General features: G+C 51.5%; 9 protein-coding genes. 5 read left to right on the top strand and 4 right to left on the bottom strand.

The window, feature by feature from the left end:
* Positions 1 to 29 precede the first annotated feature (29 nt).
* Positions 30 to 647 carry a signal peptidase II gene (locus SH451x_RS22385; protein WP_479359409.1) on the top strand — a complete coding sequence of 206 codons (618 nt, stop codon included), beginning with the start codon at positions 30 to 32 and terminating at the stop codon, positions 645 to 647.
* 36 nt (positions 648 to 683) lie between these two features.
* On the opposite strand, the gene SH451x_RS22380 is transcribed toward SH451x_RS22385, so the two are convergent.
* The 4 genes from SH451x_RS22380 to SH451x_RS22365 form a co-directional block, all read right to left on the bottom strand.
* Complete coding sequence (locus SH451x_RS22380) at positions 684 to 1,940, bottom strand: 3-keto-disaccharide hydrolase (RefSeq protein WP_479359408.1); 1,257 nt, start codon at positions 1,938 to 1,940, stop codon at positions 684 to 686.
* Positions 1,941 to 2,008: 68 nt separating this feature from the next.
* A complete protein-coding gene (locus SH451x_RS22375) occupies positions 2,009 to 2,455 on the bottom strand; it encodes a hypothetical protein (RefSeq protein ID WP_479359407.1) in 447 nt (148 codons plus the stop codon).
* Positions 2,456 to 2,517: 62 nt separating this feature from the next.
* A complete protein-coding gene (locus tag SH451x_RS22370; protein ID WP_479359406.1) occupies positions 2,518 to 4,548 on the bottom strand; it encodes a PulJ/GspJ family protein in 2,031 nt (676 codons plus the stop codon).
* Between the two features lie 302 nt (positions 4,549 to 4,850).
* Positions 4,851 to 5,843, bottom strand: a complete 993-nt coding sequence (locus SH451x_RS22365) for an NAD-dependent epimerase/dehydratase family protein (RefSeq protein ID WP_479359405.1) — start codon at positions 5,841 to 5,843, stop codon at positions 4,851 to 4,853.
* Between the two features lie 339 nt (positions 5,844 to 6,182).
* On the opposite strand from SH451x_RS22365, the gene SH451x_RS22360 reads away from it, so the two are divergent.
* The 4 genes from SH451x_RS22360 (at position 6,183) to SH451x_RS22345 (ending at position 14,228) form a co-directional block, all read left to right on the top strand.
* Positions 6,183 to 9,617 (top strand): tetratricopeptide repeat protein, encoded by a 3,435-nt coding sequence (locus SH451x_RS22360; protein WP_479359403.1) that lies wholly within the window; start codon positions 6,183 to 6,185, stop codon positions 9,615 to 9,617.
* Between the two features lie 382 nt (positions 9,618 to 9,999).
* Positions 10,000 to 11,118: a MotA/TolQ/ExbB proton channel family protein gene (locus SH451x_RS22355; RefSeq protein ID WP_479359402.1), complete on the top strand. Its 1,119-nt coding sequence runs from the start codon at positions 10,000 to 10,002 to the stop codon at positions 11,116 to 11,118.
* A 2-nt stretch (positions 11,119 to 11,120) separates the two neighbouring features.
* The gene (locus SH451x_RS22350; protein WP_479359401.1) at positions 11,121 to 11,546 is read left to right on the top strand and encodes an ExbD/TolR family protein; all 426 of its coding nucleotides are present in this window, start codon (positions 11,121 to 11,123) and stop codon (positions 11,544 to 11,546) included.
* 72 nt (positions 11,547 to 11,618) lie between these two features.
* Positions 11,619 to 14,228 carry a prenyltransferase/squalene oxidase repeat-containing protein gene (locus SH451x_RS22345; RefSeq protein WP_479359400.1) on the top strand — a complete coding sequence of 870 codons (2,610 nt, stop codon included), beginning with the start codon at positions 11,619 to 11,621 and terminating at the stop codon, positions 14,226 to 14,228.
* Positions 14,229 to 14,314 lie beyond the last annotated feature (86 nt).

Here is a 14,314-nt window from a genome sequence, read left to right as displayed (position 1 = left end):
ACGGGCGTTTCTGAGCCTTGATAAGAAATATGAATGACGACGATCAGGAAAACGCTAGCCAAGCTGCTTTGCCTATGCAAATCCACTCAGAGCCCAATTGGTGGCACAACCGGTTGGCTGTCTTCGCTGGCTTGGCAATTGGCGGCTGCGCGGCCGATTTGTACTCAAAGTACGCCATCTTCCAATGGCGCGATTGGCCCGGGATCAAACCGATTTGGTGGATCTGGGATGGGTATATCGGGATTGAAACGGCCGTGAATCCAGGCGCCTTGTTCGGCATGGGAGCTGGTTGGGGCAAAGGGTTTGCCGGGTTGTCCATCATAGCCGCGGTCGGGATCGCAGTCTGGCTGTTTGGCTTTAAGGCGGCCAAGTCCTGGTGGTTCACCGTGGCCGCTGGCTGCATACTTGCAGGTATCCTGGGAAATTTCTACGATCGCATCGGAATGTGGTACGAGCCTGGGATGCCCGACGAGTGGAAGAGTGGCGTCCGCGACTGGATTCTTTTCCGATACGGTCGCTACACGTGGCCGAATTTCAATATTGCAGACAGCTTGCTAGTCTGCGGAACTGCGATGCTGGCGTGGAAAGCGGTTTTTCCGGGTGAACTAGAAGCGAACAGCCTTCGCGACGCAGAACCAAGGACCTAGCCAAATCGATTTAATCGAAATCGCTCGCAATGCTAGCTACGGATTTTCGTCTATCGGTGAAATAACCAGTCGGTCAAATCGAACTTTCGACTCAGGGTCGTGGCCTTGAAGCTGCAACGTTCCTGCTTCCTCGCGGTAGCCTTCACGAGGGTTGTCATTGGGCTTGCGCTCGTCAACCCAATCGACGACTTGAATTCCTTGCACCCAGGTCGAGATATGCCGGCCATCGGCAGCGATTGTGATGTAGGTAGGTTCGTCGTCACTGCTCATTACAGCACGTGCTTTCACGCGGCGGAAGATTGCACCGGTACCGTAATCTTTTGGTGATCTGCGATCTTCTTCGTATTCGTTCTGAATCTGGCACTCATAGCCATCCATAACGCTGCCTGGGATGCAACGAAAGAAGACGCCTGAGTTTGTGGCCGGTGCCAAGGTCTCTAATTTTACTTGCATGCAGAAATTCTGGGTTTGTTGCAGCAGTTCCAGATTGGCCCGGCCGCCAACAAGTTCAATAGAATTGGCGTCGGTAAGGTGGTACTCAAAATTTTCTTGCGTCGATGCTTGCCAACTGTCAAGAGTTTCGGTGGGGATGACGTTGTAGCCGATTGGGCGCAAGCGTATGTTGCGAAAAGCAACCGACCCAGTCCGGAACTGCAGTGCAATCCTACCAGACTTCAACGCATTTGCGTCCATATAATCAGCTGCTGCTTGTCCATTGACCCAAGTTTGAATGTGATCGCGGTCGACAAGAGCGTGCAGCAAATGCCACTGGTCCGCGGCGAGTTCCCCGATCTTTTCCGGTTCGACTTTCTCTCGTGCAACTAAGGATCCCGTGGGGAAAGGGTTGTCCGGCGGCGCTATGTTAAACTCATAACAATCGGTTGCTGGGTCGAGTGGTTTAAGCGGCGTCCGAAGAAACACTCCGCTGTTCGAGTCAACCGGAGCCTTAAATTCAAGCTGAATTTCGTAGTCACCAAAACGACTGGTCGTCGAAAGAAACGACTCTTCACCGGAGTCTACACGTATCTCGCCATCCTCGACTCGCCAATTGGCCAGCTCGGGTTTGTCCCAACCCATGAAACTTTGACCGTCGAATAATTGAATCCATCCGAAGTCTAAATCCTCGGCGGTCGGGCGATGTGCTAACAATGCGTCGATGTCAATCGATTTATCGACTACCGGTTTCGCTTCCGCATCAACGGTCTTCGCCTCCTGGTTCGAAATCGCGGCTGGCTGGTCGGGAGCACTGGCATCGCTGCCCCTGTTGTTTGAGCAGCCGGTCGAAAAAAACATGCTACTGATCAGCAGACACCCAGCGAGGCCGGCTGCCGTATTGCTGCACGCGTAGGTTTGACGTTCGTTTAACAGGATCCAGTTTCTTCGATTTCCAGCCATGCATCAAGCAACAGTGAATGAGGGGAGGAGATATGGTCGGTAACAGGCAATTGGTCCAAAGATTCCAGGTCAGGCGGACAATGGGCCCAGACAATTTCAAGCAAGTTGTGAGGCTGCATTATAGCCGAGATGTCAAACTTCCCTAACAACCCATCGACAGGTTTGTCACCGGAAAGTGCCCCAATTTCTAACGGCCTGAGGTTCTGCGCAGTCCAGCCGATCTCGAGAGGCAAGCTATTAAGTCTGATAAGCGTCGGCGTTTTCGGCCGAACTAAGATCCCAATCTGGATCGACGTCTCTGGCGAGTTGGCGTTGGTTGGAGCGTTAAACTTGCGATTTAGACAGATCTGATCGCTTCCAAACTCAGGGACCTGTCCGGTCTTCCATGGCTTTCGCAGATTGATTCTGTGCATTAACGAACTGATCCCAAAGCGTACTCAAACAAAAGTTTGTAACAACGATTACGTTCAGGGAACTAGTTCGACATTCGTAGCTCGTGCGTAACAGCGATCTGTTGGATTGAACTCGCGCCACTGTCTTGCACGCGAATGAGAACTTGTATCGCAGGCATTGCGGTCGTTATAGGGGGGCTGGTTTCTTGCTCGGTTATGTCGTCTATGCCCCCGACATACGGTGGGTCATCGATACCGTTAGCTCCAAAATCAGCCAAAGGATTCGGTGCTGTGGGGATGCCTGGATTCAATAATGCGAACTGTCCGTTTCTCCAGATCGCGCCTGTTGGTATTGCACCGTCATAAATCGTCTCTTGGAAGTAGCCATCGGTTTCATAACGGCTGGTGAAGGTGTCGAAACGTGGTTGATAGAAAGCTTGATTTGTGGTGAAAAAAGTTGAGCCTGATTTAATGTTTGCAAGTGATGCCGGAAGCAGACGCGCTCCAGGATTGAACTGCCGGGTCATGGACAAATTAGAATGTAGAAAGCTGAAATTGTTCCAGCTATTACCAATTTGTGCACCCGTGGCCCAAGCAAAGTTGTTGCCAGTTTGGTTTTCATATAGAGTCGCGCTGCGGATGGTTTTAGTAGACCATCCTAAATCAACAAAGCCCCCTTGTTTGGCAATGAAATATTGTAAAGGGTTGGTTCCGCCGTCATCTACATAAGCCTGAACCGCGCCGGCAAACCCAGGGTCAGAACCACTTACAATCGCATCATCGGTACCGGGAGCACCTAAGACGGTCGTTGATTGGTCTCCAGGAATTCCGTCCGCACCGACATGAAACAGGTGAGCCGCAGTTGCATCAAAGCCTTTCACGTCGAATCCGATGCAGTTGCTGGCTAGGACTTCGCTTAGTGCAATATCAAACCTAACAGGGTTAGCGCTGGAAACGTTGACGTTCTCGACACGCTTCTGGCGGTAGAACTGTGGAAATAGAAAACCGCAGTTGACGATGCTGTTGTTATTAAGCATCAAGCCCTGCAAGGGAATGGGACCAGTCAAAGACCACATCGGCAGAGTCGTGTCGTTGCCACCGAGCGGTAGCACACAGTGCGCAAAACGGTTGCGCGGATCTTGCAAATCTTCTAAGGAATTGGCTGCAATTGGATCGGCATCTGTCATGTTGCCATCGCGAACGCGGCGAACAGACAAATCGCATCGTTGATAAGCATGTTGCATCCCCAATCGGTAGTTGAGAATATTCGGTGACCCAGGCGCACCCAATGGATCTGCAAGTAACTGTGTCCCGCCAGCGGCTTTTGAATTGTAGAAAAGCTGAGCCTCTAGAGCGACCGAACCATCGGGCATTGTTGTTTGTACAGGTAAATTCAATTCCGGTAGGACGAGTAGAACTCGGCGGCAGAGAGCCATTCGGTCGGGAACAAACTGGGCAGAATCATTGTCGACGAGGAGCGGTTCAAGCGTCATTCCATTGATCGGGTAGTTGATCAATCCGGTTGCTGGATCGTGGTACTGTTGATAATCGGCGCCCCAGGGGGACATGTAATAGATAATCTCGGCAGTGTCTGATGCTACTGTGACGCTGGTGGCCCACTGTTCGGCGGTGTAGTTCGTCGGCGTAGTTCCTTTGATGACTTCGATCTGGCCGGCGATAAGAGGGTAGGGCACTTCACCATAAAACCACGACCCTTTCTTGGCCTTGGCTGTGAATGCGATGATGTCGTCGAAGTCGCCAAAGCGGCTGGCTGGAATTTTGGCTTCAACGTTTTGTTCTGTCGGTGCATAACTGGCCAGGGTGGCACTAAAATCATTCAGCGCACCTTCCAGATACTCCAGGTATCCAGAACGGCTTGACTCCGACATCGGGTCGCCTCCCGCAGTCATTCCATCCAGGTCTTCGCGCAACATGCTGGAGATTCCGCGGAGCTGGTCGCTGAGCGTGAGCTTGGACCGGCCTTCTGAAATGCTCTCGCTCATAAGGGCAAAACCCTGCGACAGGGCCAGCATCATGATCAACGTGATTGTAACCGCAATCAGCGCTTCGATCAGCGTAAACCCGGCGCGCGCAGCCCGGCGTTGACGATTCAAATGAGCATTCTTAAAGAGGATCTGCGAGCTCGTTGACATGAGATTTAGAGCGATTGCTGAGGGATAAGTGTCGCTAGAATTTGCGAACCGAAACTGGCGCACATCAAGGAAACTCTATCTTAAGCAAACCTCGAGCCCATAGCTAGTTGCGCCTATTTAATCGCCATATATTGCTGAAGGGGAAAGGTTTTGCGTTTCGTAACGATTTCAAACCATGTCCGATTCACTGTTTCGGCACCATCGCTGCCGTCGCTCGATGCATGCGGCGACTCATTTCGCGACACTTTCTCACATTGAGCTTGCTAAACATCTAGGCTGGCTTCGGCTCGCATTTGCTGCCAAACGTCGGTGATGATTTGCTTGAGATCATGCCGCGGCTTGTACCCTATGGTTTTTTCAAGTCGGCTGAGGTCGGGGACGCGACGACGTATATCTTCGAAATCGGCATCATACGCATCGGTGTAGCTTTGAAACTGGATACTTGCTTTTGGGTTGACGATCTCACAAACCAGCTCGGCCAATTCAAGGATTTTGATCGGCTGGTCCGATCCAATGTTGTAGACGCGACCAAACGAAGCGGGCGTTGCCATCAACGAGGTAATTGCGTGGATGACGTCGTTCACGTGCGCAAAGCAGCGTTGTTGCTGCCCGTCATCATGAACGATCAGGGGTTTATTTTGCATGGCGGCGGCTACTAAACGCGGAAGAACCATTCCGTAGGTACCTGTTTGTCGAGGTCCGACGACGTTAAAAAATCGGCCAATCACAATCGGGAGCTGGTTTTCACGCACGCAAGCCAGGGCGAGAAATTCATCGATTGCCTTACTTGCCCCATAGCTCCAACGGGGTTTAGTCGTAGCGCCGAACACCAAGTCGTCTTGTTCGTTCCAGATCGATTTCGGATTCTTTCCGTAGACTTCGCTGGTGCTTGCCAGAAACAGAGGCACATTGCGGTTGCAACTTTTTTCCTCCTGCAAGGCTTCCAGGAGCAACTGCGTAGGGTAAATATTTCGATGGATCGTTTCTGTGGGCCTAGCCGCGATCAGAGCAACACCAACGGCAGCCGCCAGATGATAAACTTGGTCGCAGCGGCGGCACTGCTGTCGAACGAGTCGTTCGTCAGCGAGGTCGCTTTCGATAATTTCCAGGTTGGGATGGTCGAGCACCGAGGCGAGATTGCGTTTTCGGCCGGTACTTAAGTCATCGATGATGGTGACCGAGTGCCCCTCTTCCAGAAGCTTTTCCGAAAGATGGGAACCTATGAAGCCGGAACCACCTGTTACTAGAATTCGCATTTCATACTCAGCGGGTCACAATTAGTCAGCAAAAGATCTATCACTTTATACAAAATGACTTTATCCATATAGAACACTAGGCAGAGTTTCGATTGTTCTGACGGCGAAAATTGGGCACAATGAGTTCTGTTTGAGTGTTTCGCTAAGTTTGCAAGTGCTTCCGGTTGCGACGTCGGCTAAATGCACCCAAATGCCATTCTGCGGTCGATCAGGTTGCTCATGTGAGCCAAACTGTCGACCTAACGTAATACGCCTGATTCTCTTCGCAATTGATTCAATTGGATGCTTGTTTCCAAACGGACGCTGCCGAAACTTGCCTTTTCCTTGGGACGCTACGCTATGGTAATCAAATTGGGGTCGAACGATTTTCAACAGCAAACATGCTCCATTGAATCGATTTGCAAACGCATTTTTGCTTCGCCAGTGCGTGCGAGGGCGATTTTGCGATGGAGCCTATGTTCGGCCTGTTTTGCGTTGACTACCGCATCGCTGACGCCTGAGATTTTTGCTCAACGTCCGCGACCCAATCAGCGCCCACCGGCGAATCAGCAAGCAAATCCGAACGCGAATCGTCCGCCACAGAAAGTGGATGCTGCAGGAAAGGCTGCAAAAGAAGTTGTAAATCTCTATACCGATGCGGCCAATTTTCAGAACGCTGGGGCATATGCCTTGGCAGCGGAGGCGTGGAAGAAATTCCTCGACAAATATCCTCAGGATCCGCTGTCGTCGAAGGCCCGCCATTACCTAGGCGTGTGCTATTTGCAAATCGAAAAACCCGATTATGAAGCGGCTATTCAGTCGTTTCATGCGGCGCTTCGCGATCCAAAACTAGAGGTTCGCGAGGAATCGCTAGTAAACTTGGGGTGGAGTCTTTTCTACACCTCAAGAGACTTGGAAAGTGGCCTAAAGGAGAAGAGGCTGCAGGATGCCATACGCGTTTTAAGCGAATTTCTGGACAAGTACCCAGATGGGTCGTACGCAGATAAGGCGTTGTTTTATGCAGCCGAAAGTGAATATCAATTGGGCAATGTCCAGCGCGCGGCGACGATGTATCGGCAGCTGACGAGCAATAGCAAGTTCGCTAAATCTGCAGTTTTGCCTGATGCGCTGTATGCCCTCGGCGTCGCATTCGAAGAGCAAAAGCAACCAAAGCTCGCTCTTGAGAACTATGATCGCTTCTTGCAAGATTTCCCAGATCATCGACTCGGCCGTGAAGTGCAATTGCGCAAAGCGGAATTTTTAATTGCCGAAGGAGATGCCAAAGCCGCCGTTGAATTACTTGCCAAGCTCGCCGATGATCCTAAGTCGCCCATGCGCGATTATGTGTTATATCGCTACGGCTATGCTTTGGCAAAAGCGGGCGATTTCGAGAAATCGTCGGCTATTTATCAAATGCTTGCCAAGGAGTTCCCTAATTCCCAGTATTCAACCGATTCAGAGTTAGCGGCAGGTCAGGCTTTAATGCGCGACCAACGCTACGACGAAGCAAAAACCTATTTTGAAAAGCTATTGCCAGGAAAAGATGAGTTAGCAACCCAAGCAGCGCATTGGCTCGCACAGATCGCTATTTTGCAAAATAGACCCAATGATGTAGTGCAGATTGCACGTGATGCTCTCAGTTGGGCCAGCGACTCTGAATGGAGAGTCGCACTTCAAGTTGACTTGGCTGATGCCTTGGCGAACTCAGAAGAAGGTCGTGATGAAGCAGCGGCTCTTTACGAAGCGGTTGCGCTTGAGCACGAAGACCATGCGGCGGCTCCACGAGCTGCTTATAACGCTGCCTTTGCTGCTTTACGAAAAGGCAACGCTGTCGATGCCGAGAAATGGGCCGAATTTTTTGCCAAACGTTACAAAGAAAATCCACTTGCCAGCGAGGTCGCCTTCATCCGCGCCGAAGCGCTTTTGCAATCGGGTAAACGCGCCGACGCAGCTTCTGCATTTGAGCAGCTAGTTGCGGCTTATCCAGATGCACCACAACGAGATGCCTGGAAACTTCGCGCCGCGGCGGCCTATTTCTTTGCCGACAACTTTGACAAAGCAATTCCAGCTTTGAAGAAAATTGTCTCCGAAAACAAAGACTTCAATGCACAAGGGGAAGCTCTCTTTTTACTTGGGGCTTCAAACTTCAAACAAGAGAAATTCAGCGAAGCCATCGAGTACCTCTCAAAGTCAGTGGCAATCGAACCCGCTTGGAGCGGCGCGGATGAAGCGTATTTGGTTCTGTCTGAGGCATATGCCAAAACAGGTGACAATGAGAAAGCTAAATCAACTCTCGAAACGCTTGTCTCCAAGTTTCCGAACTCGCCATTTAAGACTCAAGCTCAATTTCGGTTAGGCCAACTTTCTGCAGACGCTCGTCTATTCGACGCTGCCATCGCTGCATACGATGCCGTATTGAATGCACAGGATGAACTCGAACTAATAGACTACGCAAAGTATGGAAAGTCTTGGGTCCTTATTCAACAGGGCCAATTCCAGCAAGCCCTTCAACTAGCCGTTCAGGTCTCAACGACAACTAGTGATCTGGCACTCAGGCAAGAGGCTACATTGGCCGCTGCGATTTGCCTGCGGGAAGTCGGCAAACCAACGGAAGCTGTAAAAATTCTCGAAGCGATTACATCGAACGCATCTGCGTCCGATGTAGACCGAAGCATGCAAGCCAAGTTGCTGTTGGAGCTGGGTATTGCGTACTCGCATGCGGAACAATGGCAGGAGTCGAATGCTACCTTGCAAAAACTAGCCACTGAGTTTCCGACGTTCCCGGACATCGACAAAGCACTTTACGAAAACGCCTGGGCTCTCCGAAGAAACGGTCGTGAAGACGTTGCACTGACAGTCTTTGACGAATTGACGAAACGCTTCCCCAACAGCCCACTCGCAGCAGAAGCCTTTTATCACGTAGCTCAGCAGAATTACGACAAACAAGATTTCGATTCCGCAGTCAAAGCGTATACCATTGCGATGACCAAGACGGATGATAGCTTTGTTCGCGAAAAATCACTCTACAAGCTCGGCTGGACCTATTTTCAACAGTCTGACTGGAATCAAGCGTCGAGATTCTTTACCGATCTAGCCCGCGAATTTCCCGACGGCGAATTGGCGATCGACAGCGTCTTTATGCAGGGCGAATGTGCGATGAAGCTTGGCGATTACAAGAAGGCACTCGCGCAGTACTCAAAGGCGCGCACAATGCTGCAAGACCCCAGCTTGCAAGAAACTGTCGATTCGCAAGTCGAAGAATTGATCTACTTGCACGGCGCCCAGGCTGCTCGCGAAATGAAGGACTGGAAAAACTGCGTTGAGTTTGCCGAGCAACTTGCGAAGGTTGCGCCAGACTCTTCGTACCTCGCCCTTGCTCAGTTCGAAAAAGCGTTCGCCCTGCAAAATCAAAAAAATCTTGATGCCGCCGCCCGGGCTTTCGAAGAGGTTGCAGATTCGCAACGCAATGAAATCGGTGCTAGATCGAGATTTATGATCGGCGAGATTTACTTTGCAAAACGCGATTTTGCAAAAGCCATACAAGAATATCAGAAAGTCATGTATGGCTATGGCGCTACGCAAGCCCCTGATGAAATCAAGAACTGGCAAGCTAGGTCGGCAATTGAAGCAGGACGTTGTGCAGATCTATTGATCGGCGATCTCCGAGGGGAGTCACGTCAGCGAGCGACTAATGTCGCCGAAGACTTTTACGAATTTGTGGTTACCAACCACGCTCAACATGAACTCGCAAACCAGGCACGCAGCCGACTTAGCGAACTCAAGCAAATGAAGTAGAGTCGATCTGGACAACATTCGTTCGTATCTGGGCGGATTTGGAGACATCTGCATTTGCGGAGCGATTTTCCATCGCGAAACTTCAAAAAATCGTTAGCATAAGAATGCTGCTCACGCGTGCGGGCTATGTGTGGGCGGCAAGTCGTGCAATTATCGATTCTTGCCAGCGTTGGCCCAGACAAAGCGATCGACCCATTCGGCTGGGGAACCAGCCTGGGGATACTTCGCCAAACAGGGTGGACAACGAGTGCATGATAATCCTGGTAAGCGTATCGAACGGGGGGAGTTGCCCCTTTTGGCGGCGAGACGATTTCATTGGTTTTTTGGCTTCGCCAGAGTAGGGTAACCTGGCTCTCGGATGGGCTTTAAGTCGAGTCGGTGGATGATTTCTACTTTTAAACAAACATCAAAATTGCGATCCACGTCGCAGCTTACTCTAGTTCTTTTCTTTGTTTTGGCATTCTCATGTAGCGTGACGAATGCCCAGAATGGTGCACAACCGCGTTTTCTGCTGCAGCCTGATTCTCAGGATCCATCTAGCCGTTTGGTTGACCCAACCGAGATCGCTGCGCTGCAGCAAGCTGCCAAGTCGGACCAAACCGAAGAGACCACAAACGTTGGTGGTAAAGGTATAGACGCCTTTAGCCTACTGCTACAAGGCGGTTGGGTAATGGTCCCGCTCGGGATCGTTTCGCTGTTTGTGGTGATGTGGTCATTTGAAAGACTTTTTTCATTGCGACAGGGACGCCTACTTCCACGTTCGCTTACGAAGTCATTGATGCAAATGATTCGGCAGTCGGAAGTTTTGCCCGTTCAAGATGCGTATCAGCTGTGTCTCAAAAATCCTTCCGTTGGTTCAAGCGTTGTTGCGACCGCTCTAGTTCGAACTGGCAGACCTTTGAGCGAAATTGAAAAGAGTGCTGGTGACGCGTTGCAACGTGAAGTTGATACGGCGACTGGGCCGGTCCGTTGGCTCGCCTTTCTAGCCGGAGTCGCCCCGCTGCTTGGTTTGCTCGGCACGGTCTGGGGATTGATTCGGGCGTTTCACGACACAACGCAGCTAGACCCAACACAAAATCGTGCCGAAGTGTTAGCTACAGGGATCTACGAGGCTCTCGTCACGACGCTGGTTGGGCTTATCATCGCGATTCCTGCTGCTGCGATCGCCCAATACTTCGAGAACCGTATTCTGCGACAGTTTCGGAGAATTGAAGATCTCGTCGCGCTGCTGCTTCCGCGTTTGGAGTACTACGAAGGGCGAGTACGTTTCGACCCGATTGGCCGGGAACTTGCCTCGCGCGATATCAACAACATGCCCCCGCGGGTTAATTCCGATGGCTCTGCCGAAGATATAAGCGGCATGAATCATGGCCGTCCTAAAGTTGTTGGAAGCCCCGATGGAATCGGCGCAGAGCGATCGCACGAATCGCAGCCTAGTTTGGCTCGTCGAAGCGGGGCGACCATTCGTTCCGATCGCCCACAAACGCCGAGGTCGAATTAGCCATGAGCGTTTCCATCAAAAAGCCGATCGCTTCCGCGGCACTTTCGCTGACACCGCTGATCGACGTGGTGTTTCTGTTGCTAGTCTTCTTCCTAGTCGCATCGCAATTTGCACGGGAAGACATGGAGCTACCAGTAAAGCTGCCTTCAGCAAGCAGCGCGCTGCCCATGACCATCGACCCGGAGATACTGGTGGTAAACGTCGATGCCACGGGCCAATTCTTCATGGAAGGCACGTTCCTGACCCTTGCAGAACTCCAGATGCGGATCGACCAAGCTGTCCGCGACAATCCGGTCAATCAAACCGTTGTGATTCGCGGAGACAAAACAGTACCCTATCAAGCGGTTGTAGACGTGTTAAATGTTTGCCATCAGGCGAAAGTACCAAGCTACAAATTGACGACTTCGCAGGAAACCGATCAGCCTTAAGCCGTCCGACGCAAAATGTAACCGTACATTACAGATGTAAATTCGAACAGTTTTAGAGTATTCGATTTTAGTATGAATCTGCCGTCCGAACTCAGGCCACGCGAACAGATCAGCCACGCTGGCAATATGCTCTATAACGCGTCTTTGATCGGACTGTGCAGTGCGGTTCTTGCGGCCGTGGCGGTAAATCTAAGGTTTGATGATCCACGCATTCTGCACAATGCCTGGACCTACTTTGCAGTGGTTCCCACCGGAGTTGTCCTACTGGGGCTTTTCTCTAGCCTCTTTGCGAACCGCTGGGTCGAGCGCGCACTGCAGAGTGCATTCCTATTCAGCGTCACGATCCACCTCTTGATTCTGCTAGGATCCTTTCATCTAGTCGTTCTGAAGTTCGCCCACCAAGCGACAAAAGATGGTGAAGCAGACGGCATCATAAAGCGGAACGAACCGCAAGATTATAGTACCGTGTCGTACGAACCACAGTACGATGCGAGCTCGAACGAAAGCATCGCAAACGCGATAACACGTTCGGAGTTCCTGGACTCAAAAGCACTGGAGACGCCGCTACGCCATGAGCAAGAAACCGAAATTGATTCCGTTGATAAAGTAGAGTTGCTTCCAACGAAGGATTTACAACTGAATGAACGAATTGAAACCGCGGACTTCGAGCGGCAGGAGACGCCCCTGGATGTTGCAGAGATAGTTTCTCGAGAGCAGGAGATAGCACGTCAAGCCTATGCTGACAGTTCAGACTCGCTTAGCAACGAGTATTCTTCGTCTGAGATCGAAGTTCCACAACAAGTCGAAGATCCTGAAGGCAGTGCGTCTACTGAGGCAACGTTACAAGCGAGAAACGCGACGATCGATAACGGAAATCTCGAATTGCTCGAACCTCGAGCACGAATTTCACCGTTGCGCCAAACCGACCAGCGTCTGCAGCCGTCGGCCAACATGCTAAGACTTCGCAATCCATCGGAAAGCTCGTTATCCAGCGACGCAGTAGTGAATCGCGAGCAAACGCAACAAGGACTACGCGGTAGCTTGGAAAACCAGCTTCTTCAAGAACAGCGATTTTCTAAAGTGATGCCGCGTTCAAATGAAATTGGTGAAACACTATCACCAAGCGATCTGGTTTTTGGACAAGGGAAATCGACCTTGCCAGATATTGATCCTGAGCAGGGTTCAAGCGTCGATGAATTACCTAGTACAGATGTGGCCACAATGGGCCTCGATCGCGCGCGTACGTCGACTTTCGATTCGCAATCACGAAGCGCAGACGGTGAACGGCAAGGGAGTGATACCCAAGGAGCAGGGCAGGGCAGTGGCGACGGTTCCTCGGCAGTCTCGGGTGGAATCACTAGTAACGCAAGGAATCTTGGAGCAACTCCACTAGGCCCACGCGATACGGGCATGCGTCAGAATCCTCGAAGTAATCTTGCTTCTAACAATACTTTAGGACAATCGAGTTTGACGAATCGTTTGCCATCCGAAATTGGCACCAATCGAACTCAATTGTTGGGACGCGCCGAGAATCTCTCAACCGGTCCAGCCCTTTCCACCGCAGTTCCAGCGCCCGCCTTTGCCAAACGAGCCGAACGCAACAGTCCTACGGCCGATGCTTCCGATCTAGGCCAATGGGGGCCACAGACAGAAGCGGCAATCGAGAGTGGACTTGCGTTTTTGGCCAAGCATCAACGAGAAGATGGCTCCTGGGCACTGGAAGACTTTGGCGACCGTCCACTGTTCCGCAGCCATACGGCCGCCACGGCACTTGCCTTACTGGCGTTTCAAGGAGCAGGTTACTCTCATATGGAATACCAGTACCAAACGCAATGCGCCAAGGCCATCGAATACCTTACTGCTCGCCAGCAGGCAAATGGCGACTTATACATCCCTATGGATGAAGCGTCAGACCGAAACGCCCGATTTTACTCGCATGGTATTGCTGCCCTTGCCTTGTGCGAGGCTTACGGAATGACGCAGGATGAACGCCTGAGAAGTGCGGCGCAGAAATCGATCGACTATCTTGTGCAAACTCAGGATCCGATCGGGGGCGGTTGGCGGTATGTCGCCCGCACTGAGTCGGATTTGAGTGTCTCGGGGTGGTGCATGATGGCGATGAAGAGTGCGGAACTTGCTGGTTTGCGAGTTGACGAAAAAGCATATCGAGGCGTTGAAAAGCTGTTGAACGAAGCTCAAGCTAGCCCGTCACAAAAGCACCTCTACCGTTACAATCCTCGCGCGGCAGATTTACCGACGACGAGGCATGGCAGAGTGCCAACACCGACAATGATCGGAGTCGGTTTGTTGTTGCGGTTGTATACCGGTTGGCGACGAGACAATGCCGATATGATTCGCGGTGCAGACAGCTTAGTCGAAACACTTCCCGAGTTGGGGACAACTGACAAGCCTCAGCGTGACACTTATTATTGGTATTACGCGACGCAGGTCATTTTCCACATGGGGGGCGAGCATTGGCAGAAATGGAACATGGCTTTGCACCCGATGCTCATTCAATCTCAGGCGCAGCAAGGCAGATGGGAAGGATCTTGGAATCCGGGCGGCCCAATTCCTGACCGCTGGGGCGTCTTCGGAGGTCGGCTGTACGTGACTACGATGAATCTATTGTCGTTGGAAGTCTACTATCGGCACCTACCAATCTACGAAGAAACCGCGCGTTAGGCTGGTAGCTGACGGAGTGTAGAACCCCAAGCTATTTAGCGATTTTTCTTTTGGCGCAGTGAGTCGGCGGAGATTATTGACTGACC

The organism is Njordella aestuarii, from assembly GCF_056494165.1.
The sequence above is the reverse complement of the archived record's forward strand: the minus strand, read 5'-3'. Positions and strand labels throughout refer to the sequence as shown.